This is a genomic window from Salinirubrum litoreum, from assembly GCF_020567425.1.
Taxonomy (GTDB): Archaea; Halobacteriota; Halobacteria; order Halobacteriales; family Haloferacaceae; genus Salinirubrum; species Salinirubrum litoreum.
In genome coordinates, this window is record NZ_JAJCVJ010000001.1 from 415,836 (window position 1) to 438,003 (window position 22,168).

Below are 22,168 nucleotides of genomic sequence, written 5' to 3' on the forward strand. Positions count from 1 at the left end.
ACCCGGTTTAACTCTGCGCTCTCGGCAGATGCTGGGCGAATCGTGTGAACGCTTCACGAGGGAGGCCGTCCTTCCCGAGTTCGGTGCCGTGCGCGTCGGTGCCGCCGGTCAGGAGGAGGTCGTTGTCGGCGGCCACCGACTCGATCAGGTCGGTGTCGACCTCGCGGCCGTAGGGGTAGTAGCGCTCGATCGCGTCGAGTTCGCTCGTCAGCGCCAGCGCCGACGCCACGTCGTCGTACCGGAACGGGTGTGCGAGACCGACGACCGCGCAGGCCTTCGAGAGCAGTTCGACGCCGCGCGCGAAGGAGGGGATCTCGCGGGCCACGTAGCAGGGACCGTCGTCGCCGATCAACTCGTCGAAACTCTCGCGGTAGTCGTAGGGGGCCTCGGACTCGTCGATGGCGCGGGCGACGTGCGGCCGACCGAGTCCTTCGCGGGGTTCGAGTTCCAGGTCCACATCCAGTCGGTCCTCCACGCAGTCGATGATCGCCGCCCCGCGTTCGATCCGGTCCTGCTGGATGCGGTCGATCTCGGCCGTCAGCGCGTCGGTCTGGGTGACGCCGTAGCCCAGGAGGTCGACCCGGAGGTCGTCGGCCTCGACCCGGAGTTCGATCCCGTTGACGACCGTCAGGCCGTCCATCTCGACGACCGGCGCGTCGAGTTCCGGGTGGTACCGGTCGTGGTCCGTGACGGCGACGCAGTCGAGACCGGCGACGCGTGCCGCCGTCGGCAGTTCGGGGATCGTCAACTCGCCGTCGGAGTTCGTCGTGTGGACGTGGAGATCCGCGACTACAGCCATACTCGGGCGAAGTAGTGGCCCGGAAAAGTCCCTTCCGGTCTGTGATTAAGGACCATTAAGGAATACCGACAGTGCAAGGTCGTACATGGAAAACCGTTAAGAATGATCGGCGATTCCGAAGAAGTGATGCGCTTCAACGGCACCGGCGAACTGATCGACGCACACGAGTACCCGGCGACACGGGACGAACTCGTGTCGGCGTACGGCGACCAGACTATCGAACTCCAGAACGGGACGGAGACTATCGCCGACGTACTCGGTCGCCTCGGTCCGGAGACGTACGAGACGGCAGACGACGCGCGCACCGCACTCACGAGTGCAGTCAGCCACCGCGCCATCGGGCGACGGTTCTACAGCGACCGCGACCCGACGATGCTTTCGGAGGACGGACCGACGCCGGTGTCGTTCTGAGCATCGGCATACTCGTTCCTCGACACCGCGACCGATCCCTCGACGGGGCACCGGGCCACCGTCGTCTCCAGCATACGGGGCGGGCCGTCGCCCGCCTGTCGAGTGAAGCAGGGTCTATCAACCACCGACGTCACACCCACTCGATCCCGCGATCCAGATCGAGTGGGACACTGCCTTTCTTGTACCCTTCCACGTGTCCGGACGGGCGAGTCCGGAAGACGACCGCCGGGCGATGCCGCACCGGTGGTTGTTCGCCACGCACCGCGAACCAGTCGTCGTCCGGGAACGACGAACAGTCCACGAACAGCGTGACGCCGCCGCCGTGGGCCTCCAGTTGGCCGGAGGTCTTCGTCTCGGCGGTGTCTCTGACGGCCGCGACCGGGTTGCTCGCCGACCGGCGGTTCGGCGGCACCGGCCGCGTCACCTCGACCAGCGTCTCGCGGTCGTCGGTGACCGGTCCACCGGGGCGCGGACTCGCCCGGTAGTCCAGCGAGTGGCCGGTCGTCACCTCTATCTCCGGCGTGAGGTCGTAGCCCGCCGCGTAGAGCAACTGCGCCGCGTCGAACTCACCCATCGCGGCGGTCATCCGGACCAGGTCGAGTTGGGGCGAGGTGCCGAGTTTGCCGGCCATCACCTCGCGGTAGTCGTCGAGTGCGCCGGTCGCCAGAAACTCCTCGTAGAACGCCAGCGCCTCGTCGCGAGAGGCGTCCGGAAATCCGGCGGCGTGGTCGTGGAAGAACTCTCTGGTCGTGTGTCTGCCGTCCTTCGAGAGGAAGACGGGCAGGAAGAACCACGAGAGGTGCGGGTAGGGTTCGAGCCACGGCGACTGCTCGTGGAGTTCGGCCGTCAGTTCCCGTGTCGCCCACCGCGAGACCTGGTAGGGCACTTCCTCGAAGCCGAACTTGTCCGTCCGCCAGAGGGCGCTCGGCGTCTCTGTGTTGCCCATCCAGTAGGCCCCCTCGTCGCTCCAGCAGAACAGCGCGGTGTCGCCGTTGTCCATGTCGAATCTGACGGCGTCGTAGTCGGGCGGTGGGCTGAACCACGGGGTCGACATCGACGCGCCGATGTTCTGGTCGAGCGAACCGAGGAGTTCCGACCGGACGCGGTGCTCGGTCCACCGACCGGGGTCGTATCGAAAGCGAAGGGGCCGTGCCACGGGGGCAGGTAACGCGCCATCCCGTTTACGTCTTCCGAGCGTCGGGCGACTGGGCGTGGCTCGCAGGTTGCTCGACTCTGGTTCGTCACACCAACTCCTGTAAACGACCGTTACATATATAACGGCGAATTGCCAAGTCAAGTCGTACCATGTCAATGGGTGCCTATGACGAGGACGAACACGAGCGTCGTGAGCAGAAGGCCAGTCAAGTCGACACCGACTTCGACGACGTTCGGACAGAGTACCGGGGGAAAGTAGAGTACGACTCCGGTGACTCTGCGGAGGCGCTCCTCGACCAGTTCCACGAGATGCAGGACGGCGACTGAGCCGCCTTCTCACTCTGTACCGACGGGTCGTGAGCGACGGCTCTGGCGGTCTGTCGGTGGCCGCGAGAGGTATGATGCTCAGACCGGTCGCGCGAACGCGTACACCGTCTGGTGGCTCGTGATCTCGACGTCGGCGAAGTCACCCGGTTCGAGGCCGTACTCCGACGCGTTCTGGACGATCACCTGCCGGTACGCCGAGTCCCGGCACTTCACCGAGTCGCCGGTGCCGTCCTCGACCACCAACACCTCGCGCCGGTCGCCGATCATCGACTCGTAGGCCTCGGCGACGACGTCCATCTTCAGGTCGGTCATCTCCGAGGAGCGTTCCTTCTTCAGCGTCCCGCCGAGGCCCTTCATGTCGGCCGCGTCGGTGCCGGGCCGCTTCGAGAAGCGCGTGACGTTGATCTTCTCCGGGCGGGTCTCCCGCAGGAGTGCGAGACTCTGCTGGAAGTCGGCGTCCGTCTCCGAGGGGAAGCCGACGATGAAGTCCGTCGAGAGCGTCCAGTAGTCGAGTGCGTCGTCGAACGCCGCCACGACCTCCAGATACTCCTCGACGCAGTGCTGGCGGCGCATGTCGGCCAGCACCTCGTCGCTGCCGGACTGGACCGGCGCGTGGATGAAGTCGTACAGTTCCTCGTGGCGCGCGAACACGTCGGCCAGTTCCTCGCGCACGCCGTGGAGGCCCTTCGGGTTCGCCATGCCGACCCGGACGCGGAACTCGCCGTCTATCTCCGAGCAGATCCTGTCGAGCAGTTCCGGCAGGAGACTCGTCCCCTGGTTCACGTCCCACCCGTAGACGCCGGTGTCCTGTCCGGTGATCCTGATCTCCTTCGCGCCGGCGTGGACCAGCGCGCGGGCCTTCTCGACGTTCTCTTCGACGGAGGGCGACTCGATGCGCCCCGTCGCACGCTTGGTGATGCAGTACGAACAGTCGGACATACAGCCCCGCGCGATGGGGAGGATGCCGATCACGCCGTCGAGAATCGGTTCGGTGTCGGGTGTGACGGTCGGACACTCGCCGTTCATCGCGGCCTGCGGCACGTCGTCCCAGTGGAGTACCTCCGCGTCGATGCCGGCCTCGCGGAACTCCTCGCCTTGCGCGAGTGCCATACAGCCGGTGACGATGAGGTCGGCGGTCTCCTCCTGTAACTCCTCGGCCCGGCGGAGCATGTTGCGCTCCGTCTTCTCGACGACCGTGCAGGTGTTGAGGATCGCCACGTCGGCGTCCGCGGGGCCGTCGGCCGGGTGGTGGCCGCCGTCCCGGAGGGCCTGCTCGATCTGCCGGCTCTCGCCCCGGTTGGACGTACAGCCGTATGTCTCGATGTGATACCGGGCCATTCGTGCCCGGAGTTACCCGTGCGTGGCAAAAAGCGCGACGGTCGGGGGTGGGTGTGTGTCGGCGTGGCGCGATTCGAACCGCCGAGGAGTGGGACACACCCACCGGCGTCTGACGACTGTCCGACGGAGAGTTATGTGGAGTCGGCGACACCCACCGACAAGCACCGATGAGCAAGGAGACGATCACAGTCGCGGACGTGAGCAGGGGGGTCGGGGGGAGCGACGAGACCGAACCGGGAACCAGCGTCGAGTTGCCGGTCGTCGAACTCCTGACGGGGCGCGGGTTCGTGACCGGGAAGTCGGGGTCCGGGAAGTCGAACACGGCGAGTGTCATCATCGAGAAACTACTGGACAACCGCTTTTCCACGCTGATCGTCGACACCGACGGGGAGTACTACGGCCTGAAAGAGGAGTACGAGATCCTCCACGTCGGGGCCGACGAGGAATGTGACATCGTCGTCAGCCCGGAACACGCCGAGAAGATCGCCGAACTCGCCTTAGAACAGAACATCCCCATCATCCTCGACGTCTCGTCGTTCTTAGACGAGTCCGAGGCCGAGGAACTGCTCCTGAACGTCACCCGCCAACTGTTCGCCAAGGAGAAGAAACTGAAGAAGCCGTTCCTGATGCTCGTCGAGGAGGTCCACGAGTACATCCCCGAAGGCGGCGGGATGAGCGAGGTCGGGAAGATGCTCATCAAGGTCGGGAAGCGCGGCCGGAAACACGGCCTCGGCATCGTCGGCATCAGCCAGCGCCCGGCCGACGTGAAGAAGGACTACATCACCCAATGTGACTGGCTGGTCTGGCACCGCCTGACGTGGCAGAACGACACGAAGGTCGTCGGACGCATCCTCGGCTCGGAGTACGCCGACGCCATCGAGGAGATGAGCGACGGCGAGGCGTTCATGATGACCGACTGGTCCGAGTCGCTCCGCCGGGTGCAGTTCCACCGCAAGCAGACCTTCGACGCGGGCGCGACCCCCGGACTGGACGACTTCGAGCGACCCGAACTGAAGTCGGTCTCCAGTGACCTCGTCAGCGAACTCTCGGACATCTCAGACGAGAAGGAACGCCGTGAATCGGAGATCGCCGACCTGAAGCAGGAACTCGACAAGAAGCGCCAGCGCATCCAGCAGTTGGAACGCGAGTTGGAGGAGGCCAGAGACCTCTCGGAGATGGCCGACCAGTTCGCGCAGGCGATGCTCCGGAAGTCCGGTGCCTCCTACCACGGAGGCGACGGGTCGAACCCGTACCGCGACGACGACGGGCAGGCCGGACTGGAAGACTACGAACGGGCTGGCGAGACCGGGGAAACAGACGAGGAGACTCCGACCGACGAGTCGGTCGCGACGACGTCGACTCACGAGACGCCCGAGAGCGAACGCTCCGATCGCGAGACGCCACAGATCGAGGACCCCTTCGGTGACGCGACGGCGTACCCCGGGACCGAGGAGGAGTCGTCGGCAGACGATCCCGCGATGGCCGGTGACGCCGGTGCGACGACGGGAGGCGGCGAGACGCCCACCGACGAGGCGGTGTCGACCGACAACCGGGGGCGAGAGTCGGCGACAGCGACCGAGACGGCCGACGAACCGACGACCGACCTCCCGGTCGAACTCGACGCCGGCCTCGGCGAGAAGCGACCCATCGTCTCCCACCTCCGGGCGCTCATCCGCGAACTCGACCCGATCTCACGAGAGATGCTGGCTCACTACCGCGAGACCGGCGCGAGCGATCCGGTCGAGGCACACGTCGCCGTCGGCGGGTCCGGTGACACCAACGTCGCGTACAGTCGGAACCGACCACTCCGCCAGACCGGGCTGATCGAACACCAGCGCGCCGGCCAGTACGGCTACGCGCTCCCCGACATCGTCCGGGAGACCTACGCCGACGAACTCGCGGAGGACGAACTCGTGGCGGTCGTCCAGGCGGTCGAGGAGGTGTTCGTCGACGAGGCCGACCTCGAGGCGACGCCGTGGGCCGACGGCCTGTTCGGTCGGCCCGACGGACCGGAGTCGGGTGCCGGTGACGACGCCGGGGCCGACGACGGCGTCGAGGTGTTGAAACACGAGGAACCGGCACCGGCCGAGAAACCAGAGCGACTCCACGGGCTCGACACGCCGGACGACGCGGAGGTCGTCGAGTCGGCCGACACTGACTCGCCTGCCGAGGAGGGCGAGAGCGGGACCGAGTCGGCGTCGAGACGCGAGTCGGAGGCCGACGACGCACCGAGCGACGGTGCCGAGATCATCGACCAGTAGTCGGCCTGCTCGCGACGTACTCCAGGGAGAACCGCGGACACAGAAGGGTTAACACCGGGTCACGTAGATGGTATATCGGGAATGTCGGGACTCGGAGAGCAGGCAGAGCTGATCGCGTTCTGCCGAGAGATGGTCGGTGACGCGTTCTACGGGGTCATCGCGTACTGGGCGGACGACTTCGAACTCCTGCACATCCACGACACGATCCGGACGGTCGTCACCGACGATCAGGTCCAGTCGCTGGTGGAGAACGCCCGCGACATTCACGCGGTCGTCACCGACGCGGGGAGCGTCGACTCGGCCGTCGGTCGCCCCCGAACGGTTCTCACCGAGTTCCAGAACATGCTGACGGTGCAGGTGCCGGTCGACGAGCACCGCGGCGTCGTCGTCGCGTTCGACCCCTCTGTCGGGAGTAACTTCACGGAGTTCACTCACCGACTCGCACAGCGAATCGACGCCTGACGACCGACGCGGGACGCCGCTCGACGTTACCGGAGCGGCGCGACCAGGTCCTCGAGTGCGGCGCGGGGGTCGTCGGCCTTCGCGACGCCCGAGGCCAGCAGGATGCCGGTGGCACCGAGGTCGCCGGCGGCGGCCACGTCGTCGCCGGTCGAGATGCCGGCACCGCAGTAGACGTCGACGTCGTCGTCCACGGCCGCCGCCGCCTCGACCGCGTTCCGGACGATGTCCGGGTCGGCGTCGCTGACGGGGTCCGGACCGCCGATCAGTTCCGGCGGTTCGACGGCCACCGAGTCGGGACCGAGTGCGGTCACGCCGGCGATCTGTTCGGGGTTGTTCGCACAGACACACGTCTCCAGGTCGGCACGCCCGGCCGCATCGAGGGAGGCGTCGATGTCTGCGAGTTTCATGCGGTTCTCGGAGTGGTTGAGCAGGGTGCCGGTCGCGCCCGCCTCCGCGACTGCCTCGGCGAGCGTCGACCCGGTGTGACTGCCGTAGTCGTTCGGGCTGACGTGCTGTGCCCACGTCTCGACGCCGGTGTCGGCCACCTGTGAGAGGTGTGCGGCCTGCGGCGCGACGGCGATGCGGACGCCCGAGTCGTCGGCGACGTCTCTCGCGGCTGTGGCGACTTCGACCGGATCGCAGGGGTACGCCTTGAGGTTGACGAGGATGAACATCACTCTCACCTGCGTCCGACGAGACCAAATAGCTGATCGTTCAGACGCGTTCGGCGGGCACGTCGACCCACCCCACGGTAAGAGAGGTTCCCGCTCAGTCTTTCCGCTTCACCACGTCACCGAGCGTCGTCGTCGTCGAGGACCCCGAGGACCACTCCTCCTCCTCGTCGTCCACACCTTCGACGAGCGAGATGTCCAGTTCGCGCTCCAACTTCGTCCGCACGTCGTCGGAGGGGAGGATGTCGCCGCGTTCGAGTTTCCGGATGAGACTCGCCTTCTCGTTCAGTTCCTTTGCGAGGTCCTCCTGGCTCAGTCCGCGCGACTCGCGGGCCTGCCGGATACGGTCGTCGTAGTCCGCCGCGACTTCGTCCATGTCGTCGAACATGTCGCGTCTCCGCCGACGCGACCCACCGCCGGAACTGGACGACCCGGACCCGGAGGAACCTGACGACCCGGACTTCGCCTTGCCGGACGAGGAGGACGTGGAGTACTTCGACGAGGAGGAACTGGAAGACTCAGTGCGCACCTCGGTCCCGAACTCCTTGCAGTCGTCGCAGAGTTCGAGTTCGGCACCCTCGACTTTCGTGGTCGTGAGTGCGGCCTGCTCTTTGCCGCACATCTCGCACTGGGGCATAGTACGCGGATAGACGACCGCCGGGTATAAAAGACACGCCCGGTCCGCGTGAGACGACCATCCGGGCGTCGATCCGGCGGCGACCCCGACGACGCTCCCGATCCCGACTCAGTCGAGATCGGACCACGCGCCCCAGAACCGCTGGAGTGCGGTGAAGTGGCCGACGACCGCAAAGAGCACGAGCAGCAGGCCGACGACCCCGAGGCCGACGACGAGTGGACCGGGAACCACGGCCGCCGCCACGCCCGCGAGACCGATCAGCGCGAGTCGGTCCGCCCGGCCGAGCAGGCCGCCGTACTCTCGCCCGAGTCCTACGGCCTGGATCTGCGTCCCGAGGTAGGAGGTCATCAGCACGCCCGTCACGGCCGCGAGACCGAGCAGATACTGGCCGATGCCGGCCGAGAGGCCGGCGATCACGGCGATGTCGGCGTACCGATCCAGCACGTGATCCAACAGGTCGCCGCCCTTCGAGTCCACGCCCTGCTCGCGGGCCAGCGCCCCGTCCAAGAGATCGAGCCAGCCGTTGACGAAGACGAAGACCGCCCCGAGGACGTACCAGAGCGGGTCTGCGATGGTGAACGCCGCCCCGGCCGCGACCGCGAACCCGAACGCGATGAGACTCACGCCGTCCGGCGTCAACCCGATCCGATCGGAGACGGCGACGAACGGTTCGAGCGCCCGATCCGCGAGCGAGCGGTACTGGTCGAGTGTCATTGCCGAGAGGTGCGCGCGTCGGTCATAAGTAGTCGGTGAAGTCGACGGTGCCGGCGCTCGGGTCCCGGTCGCCGGCGATCACCGCGCGCACGTCGTCTGCGACCGCCTCCGGGTCGCGGTCGGTGGTGTCGATCTCGTAGACCCGCTCCACGCCGAATCGCTCGACCGCCTCAGAGAGGATCACGTCCAGTGCCTCGCTCTCGGCGTTCTCCCGGGCAGACTCGGGCGACTCGCCGCGTTCGGTGAGTCGTGATTCGAGCAGATCTGGGCGACAGCGCAGGACGACCACCTCGTCGGCGTCGAGGTAGTGCGCGAGGTGTGAGTCCACGATCCCCTCCCAGTCGCCGAGCCAGTCCACGATGGCGTCGAAGTCGGCGACCAGCGACCCGCCGCGGTCGGGGTCTTCGCCCTCGTAGAGGTCGTGCTCGCGGATGGCGTCGTTGAGGTGGATCACGTCGTAGTCCTCCGCCAGCAGGTCCGCGACCGTCGACTTCCCGGTGCCGGGGGTGCCCGTCAGCGCGAGTCTCACTCCGAGACCACCCCGGACTCCGACTCGGTCTCCGCCGACTCGTCGTCGGTCTCGGTGAGCGTCGCCGCGTCGAGGTCGGCCAACACCTCGTTCAGCGTCTCGACCGCGTACCGGGTCTCCGCTCTCGTCCCGCAGGAGATGCGGATACACTGCGGGAGGCCGAAACTGGAGCAGTCACGGACGATGACGCCGGCACGCTGGCTGGCCTCGGCGACCGCCTCGGCGTCGCCGACCTCCGCGAGGACGAAGTTGCCGGCCGACTCCCACGTCGGCGCGTCGAGTTCGGCTCGGATGAACTCCCGCGCCCAGCGGGCCGTCTCGACCGTCTGCTCGACGTGGTCGTCGTCGTCCAGTGCGGCGAGTGCGGCCCGGCACGCGACCTCGTTCGTGGCGAAGGGGGTGTTGACGCGGGCGTAGGCGTCGGCCCACGACTCGGGCACGGCGGCCCAGCCGACCCGCAGACCGGCGAGGCCGAACGCCTTCGAGAAGGTGCGCGTGACCGCGACGTTGTCGTACTCCGCGAGGAGGTCGATGCTGCTCGGGCGTTCGCTGTACTCGCCGTAGGCCTCGTCGACGACGAGGAGGGTGTGGTCCTCTACCGATTCGGCGAGGGTGGTGATCTCCTCGCGGGCGAACTCGGTGCCGGCGGGGTTGTGCGGCGTCGTCAGGTAGACGATACGCTCGCCGTCGTACGCCTCTAGGACGACCTCGGCGGTCTGGGCGAAGTCGTCGGCCTTCGACAGGTCGTACTCCGCGACGGTGCCGTGGTGGTAGCGGGCCGTCATCGGGTAGTAGGAGAAGCCCGGCGTCGGACAGAGGACGCGGTCGCCGGGGTCGAGCATCGCCCGCGAGAGGTAGTCGAGCGCGCCGTCCGCGCCCGGCGAGAGCCAGACCTGTTCGGGTTCGAGGTCCCACTCGTCGGCCAGTTTCTCGGTGAGGTCGGCGTGGGCCGTGGTGGGGTAGACGTCCACGTCGGATGCGGTCTCTCGGATGGCCGCGACTGCGGCCGGCGAGGGACCGTGAGGGTTCTCGTTCGAGGAGAGTTTCACGAGGTCTGCAGGGTCCATCCCGAGTTCGCGTGCTACCTCCTCCGATCCCCTGCCGGGGACGTACGGCGAGTTGGCGGAGAGGTCCCGTGGTTGCATGCTCCACGATGCGGCCCGGCCGGGCTTAAGCGTGGTCACACGCGGTCGTCGCTGGATCGTCACAGGCCGCCGGCGGGACGGGCACACGCGGCCGACGCTGGACCGTCACTCGCGGTCGGTGCCGACCGTGTCGCGCGCGGCAAGGGGGCACACCCCACCCACAGAGGGAAAGCCGTATCCCGGCCGACCACCGACTCTCCGGCGATGACAGCGGATGGGGGACTCCCCGCCAGACTCAGACGCGCCGTCGAGGACGACGACCTCGGAGCCTTCTACGACGCCCTCGAACGCGAGGGTCGCCCGGTCGTGACCGCACAGCAGGTCGCCCGGCGACTCGACCGTTCACAGGCCGAGGCCGAGGACCTGCTCGCCGGCCTCTCGGACTCGGGGTCGGTCGGCTCGGTCGACGTCTCGACCGACCCGGTCGTCTGGTATCCGACCGAGTGGGGTGAACTGGCGACCAGAGAGCGCGTGATCCTCTTTCCGGAGCGTCGGGAGATAATCGTCGACTGTCCGACGCAGTACACCCGTGCGCAACTCTCGCAGTTCGCCACGTTAGACGACACGACCGGGGAACGCGAGGACGGCACGCGCGGGTTCGTCTACTCGATCCGCCGAGAGGACATCTGGCAGTCGCCCTTCGAGGAGTTGGGCACCCTGCTCGCGTCGGTGCGGTCGGTCCTCCCGCGCCGGTCGCCACATCTGGAGGGCTGGATCGAAGACCAGTGGACACGCGCCCGGCAGTTCACGCTCTGGACACACGAGGACGGCTATACGGTTCTCGAAGCCGCGAGCGAGGACCTCATGGGCAACGTCGCCCGGCAGAAGTTGGACGAGGAACAGCTCCACGCGCCCATCTCGGACACCGAGGCGTGGGTCCGGGAGGGCGCGGAAGGCGAGATCAAGCGCGTGCTCTACGAGGCCGGCTACCCGGTGCAGGACGACCGCGAACTCGACCCCGGCGATCCACTCGACTTCGAACTCCACCTGCAACTTCGGGACTACCAGCAGGACTGGGTCCAGCGGTTCGTCGAACAACAGTCGGGCGTCTTCGTCGGCCCGCCGGGCAGCGGGAAGACGGTCGCCGGGATGGCCGCGATGGCCGAGATCGGCGGCGAGACGCTGATTCTGGTTCCCTCGCGGGAACTGGCCGAACAGTGGCGCGACGAACTGCTGGCACACACCACGCTCGACGAGGAACAGGTCGGCGTCTACCACGGCGGCGCGAAGGAGGTCCGGCCCGTCACGGTCGCCACGTACCAGATTGCCAGCATGGACCGCCACCGGAGTCTGTTCGACAGTCGTGGCTGGGGGATGATCCTCTACGACGAGGTCCACCACATCCCGAGTCCGATCTATCGGCTCTCTGCGGATCTCCAGTCCAAAGCCAGACTCGGCTTGACCGCCACCCCGGTCAGAGGCGACGACCGCGAGACGGAGATCTTCACGCTCGTCGGCCCGCCCATCGGCACCGACTGGGACAAACTGTTCGACGCCGGCTACGTCGCCGAACCGGAGGTCGAAGTACGACTCCTGCCGTGGGCCGACGAGGAGTCCCGGAACGTCTGGGCGAACGCGGAGGGGCGAGAGCGCCACCAACTCGCCGCGACGAACCCACGGAAGATCGAGGAGATTCGCCGACTGCGTGACGACCATCCCGAAGCGAAGGCGCTGATCTTCGTAGACTGGCTGAAGCAGGGTCACGACATCGCCGAGACGCTCGGCCTCCCGTTCGTCTCCGGCGAGACGCCACACCACGAGCGTCGCCGACTGTTCGGTGAGTTCCGCGACGGCGACCGCCGGACACTGATCGTCTCCCGCGTCGGCGACGAGGGGATCGACCTGCCGAGTGCCGAACTCGCCATCGTCGCCTCGGGACTCGGCGGATCGCGCCGGCAGGGTGCCCAGCGCGCCGGCCGGACGATGCGCCCGACCGGGAGCGCGCTGGTGTACGTCCTCGCTACTCGGGGCACGAGCGAGGAGAACTTCGCGGAACGGCAGACGCGACACCTCTCCGAGAAGGGCGTGCGAGTCAGAGAGCGCACGGTCGCAGAAGACGACGAGTAGGTCGGCGGCGGGTGGTGACTGTCGCCGGTTCGCGGTTTGCGGCGACTACAACACCGCTTCGAGCGCGTCCATCGCGCGATCCACCTTCTCGACCTCTGCGCCGTAGCCCATGTGCCCGACGCGGAGAACGTCGTCAGCGCCGTCGCCGAGACCGGTCGCCAGCGTCACGTCGTGCTCCTCGGCGAGCCTCGTCTGGAGTTCGTCGGCACGGCCCGGCACCTCGAAGGCCGTGACGGTCGGCGAACTCCGGGAGTCCTCGCCGGGGACGACCGACAGACCGAGTTCTGCGCCGCGTGCCCGGCAGTGTGCGGCGGCGTCTGCGTGCCGGGCGAAGACGGACTCGACACCTTCCTCCAGCACGACGTCCAGCGACTCGTCGAGTCCGTAGACGTTCGAGACCAGATGCGTGTAGGGGAACCACTCGTCTTCGACGACGCTCCGCCACGGGAGCAGGTTCGTGTAGTAGCTGTCCGGATCGACCGCCTCGATACGGTCCCACGCCCGGTCGCTGACGGCGACGGTCGTCAGGCCCGCCGGCGAGGACAGACACTTCTGGGACGCGCCGAGACAGAGGTCGATGCGGTCGGTCGGGACCGGCGTCCCGCCGAGCGAGGAGACGGCGTCCACGATAGAGAGCACGTCGTGCTCGTCCAGCAGGTCGAGGATCGGATCGAGGTCGTTCAGCACGCCGGTCGGTGTCTCACAGTGGACCAGCGTGGCGACCTCGAAGTCGTAGTCGTCGGACGCGAGGAGGTCGGCGACCTCTTCGACCGGGAGTGGGTCGTCGTGATCGACCGCGGCGACGACTGGGTTGCCTCCGACGCCGGAGACGAAGTCGGCGAAGCCCTCGCCGTAGACGCCGTTGGCGACACAGAGCACGTCGTCCCCGGGCGCGACTACCGACTCGACGGCGGCTTCGAGTCCGAGGATGCCCTCGCCGCCGAGGACGACCACGTCGTGATCCGTCGCGGTCGCACCGGACTCGTCGGCACCGTAGACGCGGGCGAGTTTCTCACAGACCGACTCGTACAACTCGACGAACGCGGGGTCTACGTCGGGGTTGATCGGCTCACGGGCCATCGCCTCGCGGACGCGGTCCGGGACCTCGGTGGGGCCGGGTGTCAGCAACATACCAGACGGTTCGTGCGGAGCGACTTAGCCGAACCGGGACGTGAGTGTCGGGTAGTCGTCGGTCTCGCGGACACGGGCGACGACCGTCCCGATGCCGCCGACCGACGCGACAGTCAGCAGTCCGAGACCGCCCACCGAGAGTAGACCGCCACCGACGACGACCGCAACGCCGACGAGGAGGCCGACGCCGGCACCGACCAGGAGTCCGAGACTGTCCACACCGACCCCGGCGACTCGGTCGATGCCGACCTGTCGGACGACGACCCGGCCGACCGCCGACTGCGTGACCGCCAGTCCGAGGAGTCCGCCGAGACCGGCGAGGCACACGAAGACGACGACAAGCGGCAGGCCGACGACCGAGACGACGAGCAGGCCCGCGAGCACGCCAGCACCGAGGAGTCCACCGAGACCGGACAGGAGACTCCGGCGTGGATGCTCGGCCAGTCTGTCGGAGAGATCGGTCGTGGTCGCCGGGAGCCAGCGTCTGCCGGCGAGTCCGGCGACGAGACCGAGGAGTGGTGCGAGCACCGGGAGAAACCGAAGCCCACGCAGGAGTGTCCCGAGTGGACCGAGGAAGCGATTCGTCTGGCTGATTCCGCCCGCGACCGACCCGCCCCGATCCACGAGTCTCGCGTCGTAGGTCATCGCTCGCGCGACGCTCGCGGACTCGCCGAGGATCACCCGGCCACCGGTCGCCTGCACCGAACTGTTCACGGTTCCGTCGAGCAGGACGCGCGAGCCGCCGGTGTTGAACAGTGCCTCGACCCGGCCGGAGTCGGCGAGTTCGACGCTCCCGCCGTAGGCGACGAGACTCCCGCCGACCGTGCCCGTGACGCGGACCGTCGCGCCGAACGCCTGCACGTCGCCGGTGACGTTCCCCGCGACGAGGACGGTGCCACCGTAGAGTTTCAGGTCGCCCTCGTGGCGACCGGCGACGACGACGCGGCTCCCGCTCGCAGTGATCGACCCGGAGGTCGTCTCGCCCGCCGGGACGACGACGGTGGTGCCGAGGGCTGTCGTGTCGTCGGGAGCCGCGCCGGCGACCTCGTCGACACCAGAAGGAGCCGCGTCGCCCCCACCGAACCCGGCGACTGCACCTGGCGTCACGAGGAGCGCCGGGACGACAAGGACGAGGACGACGAGTGCGAAGGAGGGTCGCAGTCGGCGGGGACGAACCATGCCCGCCGGTTCCGGGGCGTAGTACAAAAACACCGCGTCGTCGGGCGGGAAACGACGGTGGTGGTTGCGGTCGGTGCGACGGTGGTGGTTGCAGTCGGTGCGACGGTGATGCTAGCAATCTGTGCGACGGTGATGCTAGCGGTCGGGGCAGTGGCCGCGGTGGCCGTTCTCGCAGTCGGTCGCGTTCTCGCGGACCGGTCTCGGGGAGTTTAAGACCCGAAAGGCCCGACCCTGTGGTATGAGCGAGGCCGGGAGTTCGCCGGGGCGAGAGGTCTGGATCGAGAAGTACCGACCGCAGACGCTCGGCGACATCAAGGGCCACGAAGACATCGTCGAACGACTCCAGAGCTACATCGACCAGCAGGACCTGCCGCACCTCCTGTTCTCGGGACCGGCGGGCGTCGGGAAGACCACCTCGGCCACCGCCATCGCACGAGCGGTGTACGGCGACGACTGGCGGGGGAACTTCCTCGAACTGAACGCCTCCGACCAGCGTGGCATCGACGTGGTTCGCGACCGGATCAAGAACTTCGCGCGCTCGGCGTTCGGCGGCTACGACTACCGGATCATCTTCCTCGACGAGGCCGACTCGCTGACCTCGGACGCGCAGTCGGCGCTCCGCCGGACGATGGAGCAGTTCTCGGACAACACGCGCTTCATCCTCTCGTGTAACTACTCCTCGAAGATCATCGACCCGATCCAGTCCCGGTGTGCGGTCTTCCGGTTCGGGCCGCTGTCGGACGAGGCCATCGAGGCACAGGTCCGCGAGACCGCCGCACAGGAGGGCATCGAGGTGTCGGAAGACGGTGTCGAGGCGCTGGTGTACGCCGCCTCGGGCGACATGCGCCGGGCGATCAACTCCCTGCAGGCCGCGGCGACCACGGGCGAGGTGGTCGACGAGGAGGCGGTCTACCGGATCACCAGCACCGCGCGCCCGGAGGAGATCGAAGCGATGGTCTCGACGGCGATCGACGGCGACTTCCTCGCGGCGCGGTCCACGCTGGACACCCTGATCACCGACGTGGGGATGGCCGGCGGCGACATCATCGACCAACTGCACCGGTCGGTGTGGGACTTCGATCTGACCCAGCGCGAGGCCATCACCCTGATGGAGCGCATCGGCGAGGCGGACTACCGGATCACCGAGGGTGCGAACGAGCAGGTGCAGTTGGAGGCGCTGTTGGCCGCACTCGCGCTGGACGACGCCTGAAGCGTGTCGTGAGACCGCTCCGGGCGTCGTCGTCTCTGTAGCCACCGACCGAACTCGCACCAGCGTCGGTCTCCTCTCCCGGACTCTCGCCGACGAGCAGCTGCGACCGAACCAGTGTCGGTGACGACACTCCGGACGACAGGGACTTAGAGTGCACAGCACCGGACACGCACCGTCGCAGGACGAAACCACACCCTCTCCGAGGGCCTGGATGCCACCGACATCATCGACCATCCACCGCTCCCGATCCGACGACAGAACAGTACTCTGTCAGTCCAGCCGATCCGTCGCGCGCTCCTGCCACGTCTCGACCCGTGACTGCTCGAAGCCGAGGAGGTCGGCGACCAACTCCGGCGTACAGGTCGCCAGACTCCTGACGGAGGTGACACCCGCGTCCGCCAACTGCTCTGCGTCGTCGGACACCAACCCGTCGATCACGGTCACCGGCGTCGGGACACTGCGCTCGCGCCACGCCGACTCGGCGGCCACCGCGTCACCGCTCCCGTCGGCCGTGGCGTCGCCACTCGTCTCGGTCTCGTCGACCGACGCGCCCGCATCGCCCCAGTCGCCCGGCGTCCAGTCACCGGTCGTCGCCTCGTCGTCTCCCGCAGAGCCAGTCGCCGGGCCGTCACCGGGTGTCCAGTCTTCGTCCCGTCCCGCACCGGCCTCCTCGGTCCCGTCGCCGGTCCCTCCCGCCTCGTCTGCCGACTCGGCCCAGTCGCCGGAACTCGCGGCGACCCACGCGCGTTCGTCGTCCTGCAAGCCTCGGACCTGCTCCGACCGGCGGTCGAGACCGCCCCCCGAGTCGAACGACCACGACAGCGAGTGACACCGGCGGATCTTCGCCGCCACGCCGGGGTTGACACCCGCCTCGACGAGCATGCTGTAGGAGACCCGTTTGGCAGCGACGTCCGTTGCGTCGAACGCCGCCGCCGTGACGACCTCGGCGGTCGCCGGACCCACGAACTTCAGGTCGGTCGGCTCCGTGACCGATCGCCCGTCTGCGGCCGTCTCGTGGTCGGTTTCGGCCGTGTCAGTCACGTTCGATCACTACTGTTCGAAGCACTCGACTGGCGGTTCATGAACGTTTCCGTACGTGTCAGAATCGAGAACGAATCTGTCTCAGGGTCGATCACCATTCTTTATTCGGGCTCCCGTCGCAGTATCCGCCATGCGCGAACTGGCTGACATCGACACGGTCGGCGTCGTCGGCGCGGGGACGATGGGCAACGGGATCGCACAGGTCGCCGCCACCGCCGGCTACGACGTGGTGATGCGCGACATCGAACGGGAGTTCGTGGATCGGGGGTTCGACAGCATCGAGGACAGTCTCTCGCGGTTCGTCCGGAAGGAGAAACTGTCAGAGTCGGAGGCCGACGAGATCCGGGGCCGGATCACGGGGACGACCGACCTCGCGGATCTCGCCGACTCGGACCTCGTCGTCGAGGCGGCGGTCGAGAAGATGGACGTGAAACAGTCGATCTTCGCCGATCTGGACGACGTGACCGACGACGACGTGGTGCTGGCGACGAACACCTCGACGCTGTCGGTGACGACCATCGCGTCGGCTACCGAGCGACCGGAACTCGTCGGCGGCCTGCACTTCATGAACCCGGTGCCGATCATGACCGGCGTCGAACTGGTGGTCGGCGAGAAGACCGACCCGGCGGTCGTGGACCTCCTACACGACTTCTCGGAGTCGCTCGACAAGGAGACGTGGGAGTCCGACGACAAACCCGGCTTCGTCACCAATCGGATTCTGATGCCGTGGCTCAACGAGGGGATCAGAGCCTACGACGAGGGTGTGGCCTCGAAGGAGGACATCGACGCGGGGATGACACTCGGCACGAACGTCCCGATGGGGCCGCTGGAACTCGCCGACCACATCGGACTGGACATCTGTCTCGACGCGAGCCAGACGCTCCACGACGAACTGGGCGACCGGTACAAGCCGGCGTACCTGCTGAAGCGGAAGGTCGCGGCGGGCGACCTCGGCAAGAAGACGGGCAAGGGCTTCTACGAGTACTGACGTCGATTCGGACGGTCGACTCGCCCACTCTCGTCGGCAGATCAGACGTGGGAAGCCGGAACGCACACAAAGGAGGGTGCCGACGACTCGGGTATGGGATTCGGAGACACCGCGAAGAAACTCCAGAAGGTCGCCGACATGGCGGAGGACGTGTACCGCAAGCTGAACGAACTCCGCGAGCAGGTCGTCGAGACGAAGGAGACGGTCGAGGAGACGAAAGCCCGCGTCGACAGTCTCGAAGCGGACACCGCCGAACAGCGCGCCATCCTCGAGGCCCTCGCCGAACAGCAGGGTATCGACATCGACGACGTCATCGCCGAGGCACACATCTCGGAGGCCGAGGCCGCCGAGGCGGACGCCGAGGGTGGTGACTCCGACGACGCTGGCGGAGCGACCGACGGCACCGCCGACACCGGCGGGACCGACAGCACCGACAGCGATACGACCGACGACACCCAGCACGCGTCGGCCGACCCCTCGAACTGACCGCCGTTCTGCGACCCCTGTGCGTTCTCGGGGCCACCGAGGACAGTAACACTAACAACCGGTGGCAACATTTGCGACCGCATGACCACGCATCGGGAGCCACTCGACTCGGTCCTCGACACCATCGGGGAGACGCCCCTCGTCCGGGTCCACGCCTCGCCCGACGCCGTCCCCGTCTACGCGAAACTGGAGTCGTTCAACCCCGGCGCGAGCATCAAGGACCGCATCGGGAAGTACATGCTCAAAGCCATGCTGGACGACGGCACCCTCGAACCGGGCGGGACCGTCATCGAACCGACCGCCGGCAACACCGGCATCGGCATCGCGGTCGCGGCCGGCCAACTCGATCTGAACGCGGTGTTCGTCGTCCCGGAACGGTTCAGCGTCGAGAAACAGCAGTTGATGCGCGCGCTCGGTGCGGAGGTGATCAACACCCCCAGCGAGGACGGGATGGGTCGGGCCATCGAGCGGGCACACGAACTCGCCGGAGAACTGGACAACGCCGTGGTCCCCCAGCAGTTCTCCAACCCGCTCAACGCCGAGGCGCACTACGAGACGACTGCCCCCGAAATCTACGACGCACTCGACGGCGAGGTCGGCGCTGTCGTCGCCGGGTGTGGCACCGGCGGGACGCTGATGGGGATGGCCGAGTACGCCCGCGAACAGCACCCCGACACCCACGTCGCCGCCGTAGAACCCGAGGGGTCGCTGTACGCGACCTTCCTCGGGCGTGACGCGGAGGAGGCCGAGTACAAGACCGAGGGCATCGGCACCCACGACACCAGCACGAACGAACTGTTCGACCCCGACCTGGTCGACGACGTGATCCAGATTCCGGACCGGCGGACCCACGAGGAGATGCAGCGACTCGCACGCGAGGAGGGACACCTGGTGGCCTCCAGTGCGGCCGCGAACTCGCTCGCCAGTCTGCAGATCGCTCGTGACATCCGGGACGGCGAGATCGACGCCCCGCACGACTCGGTGGTGACGGTCTTCGCCGACTCCAGTGAACGCTACCTCTCGAAGGGCGTCTACCGCTCGTTCGAGGAGTGGGAGAACTGAGACAGGTCGATCGCGGCGAGCACCGACAGACGAGTGGTTCGGTGCGTCTCGGTCACGGCTCAGTCACGTCGGCTCGTTTCCTCCAGTTGCCGTGCCTGCTCGCCGACCCGCCCGAGTTCCCGGCCCGCCTCCTCGTCACCGCTCCCGTGGGCACGTCGCACGGATCGATCGAGCGGCGAGGGGACGAACTGTGAATCGTCGTCGTCGCTCTCGTCCGTCTCGGCGGTCCCGCCGAACAGGCCGTGAAGCCACGCCCGAAGTCGGTCGAGCACGGTCGGTCACCCGAGCAATCGGCCGTGTTCGACTTTCATGCACCTGTCCTGCACGACGCGAAGCCCGGCCTCCTCGGCGCGTGCTGCGGCCTCGTCGTGACTGATACCGAGTTGAAGCCAGATCGCCTGCACGTCGCCGCGCGACTGCTTCCGGTCGAGCACCTGGTCGACGATCCCCGGCACCTCGTCGCTCGGCCGGAAGACGTTCACGAGGCCGACGTCGGCGTCCACCCCGGCCAGCGAGTCGGCCGGTTCGACGCCGAAGATCTCGTCGGCGTAGGGGTTGACCGGGTGGACCTCGTAGCCATGCTCGCGGAGGTACGCCGGGATGTCGTGGGCCGCCTTCCCGGGCGTGGCCGAACACCCGACGACCGCGACACGCTGGAGGTCGAGCAGTTCGCGGAGTCCGTCGTCGCTCGTGATGGGCATACGCGGTCTGAGGGCGTCCTGTGAGAAAAGCCTTCAGTCGGCGTGTGCCGGTCGCGCAGTCCCACGCCGCCGCTCACTCGGAGGCCATCCGGAGCGTCGGCGGAGCGTCTTCGGCGGTCGTGATCACGCCGTCGAACAACTGCTTCAGCGTGTTCATCGTCTGCTCGTCGTGTGCGGTCGAGTCGATGGCGAACAGCCCCAGCGCGTCCACACTCTGGATGCGCCCGGTGAAGACGTGCAGGAACCGGAAGACGGTCTGGAGGTTCGAGTACATCAACAGCGTCGACAGCGAGTGGACCATGATTCGGTTGCGTCCGATCCCCCGGTTGGCCGTGAACCCCTGCAGAACCTCGGAGAGTTTGATCCCGATGCCGGTCATGTCGACCGGCGAGGAGGCGTACTTCACCAACTCCGTCTCGGTCACGTCCCCGACACCTTGCTGGCGCGTCACGCAGTCGACGACCGCGACCGGTTCGGTCTCGTAGTCGACGCGCTCGCCGTACTGCCCGAGGACGCGGTCGGCGCTGTCTTTCGTCGTCACGACGACGGCTCCCTCGCCGCGTTCGGTTCCCTGCGCGAGGAGGTCGAGTCCGAGCGCCCGCTTACCGGTCAGTGGCGGTCCGGAGACGAGCAGGTTCGTCCCTGGCTCGACTGCCGCGTCGAGGACCGGCGAGAGCTCATACATGTGTCACCCTCGTCGCTCCTCCGCCGGACCGGGGGGTCGTGCTGTCGCGACGCTCGGTCCCACCGGGACTCATGAAGTCGTGCGAATATTTGCCGAACTGGTGATATTCTTTTTGATCGTCACTCCTGCCGGTCGCCAAGCCGGTCGATCGGCGGCCGGCGTTCACGCCACCGCCGGTGGACCGCCCGGGCGGACTCACGCGACACCTCCCAGCAGTGCGGCCGACCGCCCGACGACGAACGCCACGGCAGCGAGGTACATCCCGTGTTTCAGTCGACGCTGGCCGAGCCCCGGGTCGCGGAAGGCGGCGACCGACGCCCCCAGCATCACGAGGTCCGCCGGAATCACGACCAGCAGGTACGCCACGCCGAACGCGCCCGCGAGGAACGGGTACGCGCTGGCGAGCACCGCGGCGGTCATGATGGCGACGCCGACCCACAGCGCCGGTCGCTCGCCGACCGCGATGGGGAGCGTTCGCAGTCCCTCCTCGCGGTCCCCGGCGACGTCCTCCACGTCTTTCACGATCTCGCGGGTGACGGTCGCCACGCCCGCCAAGAGGAACAGCACGACAGCGCCGGAGATGTTACCCACTGCGGCCCCGCCGAACAGGAACGTACTCCCGGTGAGGTAGCCCACCACGAGATTCCCGACGCCCGGAAGCCCTTTGAACAGTTTCGTGTAGGCAACCAGCGCGAGGAGGTTCACGACCGCGATGAGCTGTGCCGGACGCGGGACGAGCAGAGTGCCGACGACCGCCAGTCCGAACAGGACCGCGCTGAACGCGAGCGTCCCGCGCGGCGAGACTGCACCGCGTGGAATCGGTCGGTCGGGTCGGTTGATCCGGTCGATGTCGCGGTCGAAGTAGTCGTTGATCGCGTTGCCCGCCCCGGTCGCCGAGAGGGTGGCGACGACTGCGGCGACGACCGGGAGCCACTGCGTTCCGAGGTGGGTGAGACTGGGACTGGCGACGAACGCACCGGTGGCCGTGAGCACGCCTGCGGCCACGGCGTTGCCGGCCCGCGAGAGATCGACGAGCCCGCGTGCAGTCTCACCGAGTTGCATCGCCCGGTGGTGGACGCCCCGGCGCGATAAGTGACACGGAGTGCGGTCGGGGGTCGACTGGATGTGGGTGGTGTATCGGCCGGTGGAAATCACGCCGTTTATTAGTC

The 22,168-nt window shown here is 67.6% G+C and carries 24 protein-coding genes; 9 read left to right on the forward strand and 15 right to left on the reverse strand.

Features of this window, described 5'->3' with window-relative positions; translation table 11 throughout:
- Positions 1–7: 7 nt before the first annotated feature.
- On the reverse strand, positions 8–799 hold the full coding sequence (locus tag LI337_RS01960; protein ID WP_227228035.1) for a PHP domain-containing protein: 792 nt from the start codon (positions 797–799) through the stop codon (positions 8–10).
- 126 nt (positions 800–925) lie between these two features.
- Here LI337_RS01960 and LI337_RS01965 point away from each other — a divergent pair, with 126 nt between their 5' ends.
- Complete coding sequence (locus LI337_RS01965) at positions 926–1,210, forward strand: DUF5789 family protein (protein WP_227228036.1); 285 nt, start codon at positions 926–928, stop codon at positions 1,208–1,210.
- A gap of 130 nt (positions 1,211–1,340) precedes the next feature.
- Here LI337_RS01965 and LI337_RS01970 read toward each other — a convergent pair whose 3' ends face one another.
- Positions 1,341–2,366, reverse strand: coding sequence for a DUF5784 family protein (locus tag LI337_RS01970; protein ID WP_227228037.1), 1,026 nt, complete (start codon positions 2,364–2,366; stop codon positions 1,341–1,343).
- A 149-nt stretch (positions 2,367–2,515) separates the two neighbouring features.
- Between LI337_RS01970 and LI337_RS01975 the strand changes: the two genes are divergently transcribed.
- A complete protein-coding gene (locus tag LI337_RS01975) occupies positions 2,516–2,692 on the forward strand; it encodes a DUF5786 family protein (protein ID WP_227228038.1) in 177 nt (58 codons plus the stop codon).
- 78 nt (positions 2,693–2,770) lie between these two features.
- On the opposite strand, the gene LI337_RS01980 is transcribed toward LI337_RS01975, so the two are convergent.
- Positions 2,771–4,030, reverse strand: coding sequence for a tRNA (N(6)-L-threonylcarbamoyladenosine(37)-C(2))-methylthiotransferase (locus LI337_RS01980; protein WP_227228039.1), 1,260 nt, complete (start codon positions 4,028–4,030; stop codon positions 2,771–2,773).
- Between the two features lie 167 nt (positions 4,031–4,197).
- On the opposite strand from LI337_RS01980, the gene LI337_RS01985 reads away from it, so the two are divergent.
- Both LI337_RS01985 and LI337_RS01990 read left to right on the forward strand, forming a co-directional pair.
- On the forward strand, positions 4,198–6,291 hold the full coding sequence (locus LI337_RS01985; protein WP_303645189.1) for a helicase HerA domain-containing protein: 2,094 nt from the start codon (positions 4,198–4,200) through the stop codon (positions 6,289–6,291).
- Between the two features lie 81 nt (positions 6,292–6,372).
- Positions 6,373–6,753 carry a DUF7522 family protein gene (locus LI337_RS01990; protein ID WP_227228040.1) on the forward strand — a complete coding sequence of 127 codons (381 nt, stop codon included), beginning with the start codon at positions 6,373–6,375 and terminating at the stop codon, positions 6,751–6,753.
- A gap of 26 nt (positions 6,754–6,779) precedes the next feature.
- Here LI337_RS01990 and tpiA read toward each other — a convergent pair whose 3' ends face one another.
- The 5 genes from tpiA to hisC form a co-directional block, all read right to left on the reverse strand.
- Positions 6,780–7,427, reverse strand: coding sequence for a triose-phosphate isomerase (tpiA, locus tag LI337_RS01995; RefSeq protein WP_227228041.1), 648 nt, complete (start codon positions 7,425–7,427; stop codon positions 6,780–6,782).
- A gap of 94 nt (positions 7,428–7,521) precedes the next feature.
- On the reverse strand, positions 7,522–8,061 hold the full coding sequence (locus LI337_RS02000; protein WP_227228042.1) for a multiprotein bridging factor aMBF1: 540 nt from the start codon (positions 8,059–8,061) through the stop codon (positions 7,522–7,524).
- A gap of 108 nt (positions 8,062–8,169) precedes the next feature.
- A complete protein-coding gene (locus tag LI337_RS02005; protein WP_227228043.1) occupies positions 8,170–8,775 on the reverse strand; it encodes a CDP-alcohol phosphatidyltransferase family protein in 606 nt (201 codons plus the stop codon).
- Positions 8,776–8,797: 22 nt separating this feature from the next.
- A complete protein-coding gene (locus tag LI337_RS02010; RefSeq protein ID WP_227228044.1) occupies positions 8,798–9,304 on the reverse strand; it encodes an adenylate kinase family protein in 507 nt (168 codons plus the stop codon).
- Positions 9,301–10,449: a histidinol-phosphate transaminase gene (gene hisC / locus LI337_RS02015; protein ID WP_227228045.1), complete on the reverse strand. Its 1,149-nt coding sequence runs from the start codon at positions 10,447–10,449 to the stop codon at positions 9,301–9,303. Before hisC ends, LI337_RS02010 begins: the two co-directional genes overlap by 4 nt.
- Positions 10,450–10,653: 204 nt before the next feature.
- Between hisC and LI337_RS02020 the strand changes: the two genes are divergently transcribed.
- On the forward strand, positions 10,654–12,516 hold the full coding sequence (locus LI337_RS02020; RefSeq protein WP_227228046.1) for a DEAD/DEAH box helicase: 1,863 nt from the start codon (positions 10,654–10,656) through the stop codon (positions 12,514–12,516).
- Between the two features lie 45 nt (positions 12,517–12,561).
- Here LI337_RS02020 and LI337_RS02025 read toward each other — a convergent pair whose 3' ends face one another.
- Complete coding sequence (locus LI337_RS02025) at positions 12,562–13,647, reverse strand: pyridoxal-phosphate-dependent aminotransferase family protein (RefSeq protein WP_227228047.1); 1,086 nt, start codon at positions 13,645–13,647, stop codon at positions 12,562–12,564.
- A 24-nt stretch (positions 13,648–13,671) separates the two neighbouring features.
- Positions 13,672–14,826: a bactofilin family protein gene (locus LI337_RS02030; RefSeq protein WP_227228048.1), complete on the reverse strand. Its 1,155-nt coding sequence runs from the start codon at positions 14,824–14,826 to the stop codon at positions 13,672–13,674.
- A gap of 238 nt (positions 14,827–15,064) precedes the next feature.
- Here LI337_RS02030 and LI337_RS02035 point away from each other — a divergent pair, with 238 nt between their 5' ends.
- Positions 15,065–16,036 (forward strand): replication factor C small subunit, encoded by a 972-nt coding sequence (locus LI337_RS02035; protein WP_227228049.1) that lies wholly within the window; start codon positions 15,065–15,067, stop codon positions 16,034–16,036.
- 270 nt (positions 16,037–16,306) lie between these two features.
- Here the strand turns inward: LI337_RS02035 and LI337_RS02040 are convergent, their stop codons facing one another.
- Positions 16,307–17,077 (reverse strand): DUF7409 domain-containing protein, encoded by a 771-nt coding sequence (locus tag LI337_RS02040; RefSeq protein WP_227228050.1) that lies wholly within the window; start codon positions 17,075–17,077, stop codon positions 16,307–16,309.
- Between the two features lie 130 nt (positions 17,078–17,207).
- On the opposite strand from LI337_RS02040, the gene LI337_RS02045 reads away from it, so the two are divergent.
- The 3 genes from LI337_RS02045 to LI337_RS02055 all read left to right on the forward strand — a co-directional run bounded on the left by LI337_RS02045 (position 17,208) and on the right by LI337_RS02055 (position 19,613).
- Positions 17,208–18,065, forward strand: coding sequence for a 3-hydroxyacyl-CoA dehydrogenase family protein (locus LI337_RS02045; RefSeq protein WP_227228051.1), 858 nt, complete (start codon positions 17,208–17,210; stop codon positions 18,063–18,065).
- Positions 18,066–18,158: 93 nt separating this feature from the next.
- Positions 18,159–18,551: a DUF5798 family protein gene (locus LI337_RS02050; RefSeq protein WP_227228052.1), complete on the forward strand. Its 393-nt coding sequence runs from the start codon at positions 18,159–18,161 to the stop codon at positions 18,549–18,551.
- An 81-nt stretch (positions 18,552–18,632) separates the two neighbouring features.
- Positions 18,633–19,613 (forward strand): PLP-dependent cysteine synthase family protein, encoded by a 981-nt coding sequence (locus LI337_RS02055; RefSeq protein WP_227228053.1) that lies wholly within the window; start codon positions 18,633–18,635, stop codon positions 19,611–19,613.
- Positions 19,614–19,672: 59 nt separating this feature from the next.
- Here the strand turns inward: LI337_RS02055 and LI337_RS02060 are convergent, their stop codons facing one another.
- The 4 genes from LI337_RS02060 to LI337_RS02075 form a co-directional block, all read right to left on the reverse strand.
- Positions 19,673–19,885, reverse strand: a complete 213-nt coding sequence (locus LI337_RS02060) for a hypothetical protein (RefSeq protein ID WP_227228054.1) — start codon at positions 19,883–19,885, stop codon at positions 19,673–19,675.
- A 6-nt stretch (positions 19,886–19,891) separates the two neighbouring features.
- The gene (locus tag LI337_RS02065; protein ID WP_227228055.1) at positions 19,892–20,314 is read right to left on the reverse strand and encodes a CoA-binding protein; all 423 of its coding nucleotides are present in this window, start codon (positions 20,312–20,314) and stop codon (positions 19,892–19,894) included.
- A gap of 73 nt (positions 20,315–20,387) precedes the next feature.
- The gene (locus tag LI337_RS02070) at positions 20,388–20,999 is read right to left on the reverse strand and encodes an RAD55 family ATPase (protein WP_227228056.1); all 612 of its coding nucleotides are present in this window, start codon (positions 20,997–20,999) and stop codon (positions 20,388–20,390) included.
- A 195-nt stretch (positions 21,000–21,194) separates the two neighbouring features.
- Positions 21,195–22,061 (reverse strand): geranylgeranylglycerol-phosphate geranylgeranyltransferase, encoded by an 867-nt coding sequence (locus tag LI337_RS02075; protein WP_227228057.1) that lies wholly within the window; start codon positions 22,059–22,061, stop codon positions 21,195–21,197.
- Positions 22,062–22,168 lie beyond the last annotated feature (107 nt).

Excerpts from the sequence above, each read along its gene's own strand:
- LI337_RS02005 (WP_227228043.1), bottom strand. The coding sequence starts at position 8,775 with ATGACACTCGACCAGTACCGCTCGCTCGCGGATCGGGCGCTCGAACCG.
- LI337_RS02035 (WP_227228049.1), top strand. The coding sequence starts at position 15,065 with ATGAGCGAGGCCGGGAGTTCGCCGGGGCGAGAGGTCTGGATCGAGAAG.
- LI337_RS02070 (WP_227228056.1), bottom strand. The coding sequence starts at position 20,999 with ATGTATGAGCTCTCGCCGGTCCTCGACGCGGCAGTCGAGCCAGGGACG.
- tpiA (WP_227228041.1), bottom strand. The coding sequence starts at position 7,427 with ATGTTCATCCTCGTCAACCTCAAGGCGTACCCCTGCGATCCGGTCGAA.
- LI337_RS02075 (WP_227228057.1), bottom strand. The coding sequence starts at position 22,061 with ATGCAACTCGGTGAGACTGCACGCGGGCTCGTCGATCTCTCGCGGGCC.
- LI337_RS01985 (WP_303645189.1), top strand. The coding sequence starts at position 4,198 with ATGAGCAAGGAGACGATCACAGTCGCGGACGTGAGCAGGGGGGTCGGG.
- LI337_RS01990 (WP_227228040.1), top strand. The coding sequence starts at position 6,373 with ATGTCGGGACTCGGAGAGCAGGCAGAGCTGATCGCGTTCTGCCGAGAG.
- hisC (WP_227228045.1), bottom strand. The coding sequence starts at position 10,449 with ATGCAACCACGGGACCTCTCCGCCAACTCGCCGTACGTCCCCGGCAGG.
- LI337_RS02065 (WP_227228055.1), bottom strand. The coding sequence starts at position 20,314 with ATGCCCATCACGAGCGACGACGGACTCCGCGAACTGCTCGACCTCCAG.
- LI337_RS02030 (WP_227228048.1), bottom strand. The coding sequence starts at position 14,826 with ATGGTTCGTCCCCGCCGACTGCGACCCTCCTTCGCACTCGTCGTCCTC.
- LI337_RS01960 (WP_227228035.1), bottom strand. The coding sequence starts at position 799 with ATGGCTGTAGTCGCGGATCTCCACGTCCACACGACGAACTCCGACGGC.
- LI337_RS02045 (WP_227228051.1), top strand. The coding sequence starts at position 17,208 with ATGCGCGAACTGGCTGACATCGACACGGTCGGCGTCGTCGGCGCGGGG.
- LI337_RS01965 (WP_227228036.1), top strand. The coding sequence starts at position 926 with ATGCGCTTCAACGGCACCGGCGAACTGATCGACGCACACGAGTACCCG.
- LI337_RS01975 (WP_227228038.1), top strand. The coding sequence starts at position 2,516 with ATGTCAATGGGTGCCTATGACGAGGACGAACACGAGCGTCGTGAGCAG.
- LI337_RS02050 (WP_227228052.1), top strand. The coding sequence starts at position 18,159 with ATGGGATTCGGAGACACCGCGAAGAAACTCCAGAAGGTCGCCGACATG.
- LI337_RS02025 (WP_227228047.1), bottom strand. The coding sequence starts at position 13,647 with ATGTTGCTGACACCCGGCCCCACCGAGGTCCCGGACCGCGTCCGCGAG.
- LI337_RS02055 (WP_227228053.1), top strand. The coding sequence starts at position 18,633 with ATGACCACGCATCGGGAGCCACTCGACTCGGTCCTCGACACCATCGGG.
- LI337_RS01980 (WP_227228039.1), bottom strand. The coding sequence starts at position 4,030 with ATGGCCCGGTATCACATCGAGACATACGGCTGTACGTCCAACCGGGGC.
- LI337_RS02020 (WP_227228046.1), top strand. The coding sequence starts at position 10,654 with ATGACAGCGGATGGGGGACTCCCCGCCAGACTCAGACGCGCCGTCGAG.
- LI337_RS02000 (WP_227228042.1), bottom strand. The coding sequence starts at position 8,061 with ATGCCCCAGTGCGAGATGTGCGGCAAAGAGCAGGCCGCACTCACGACC.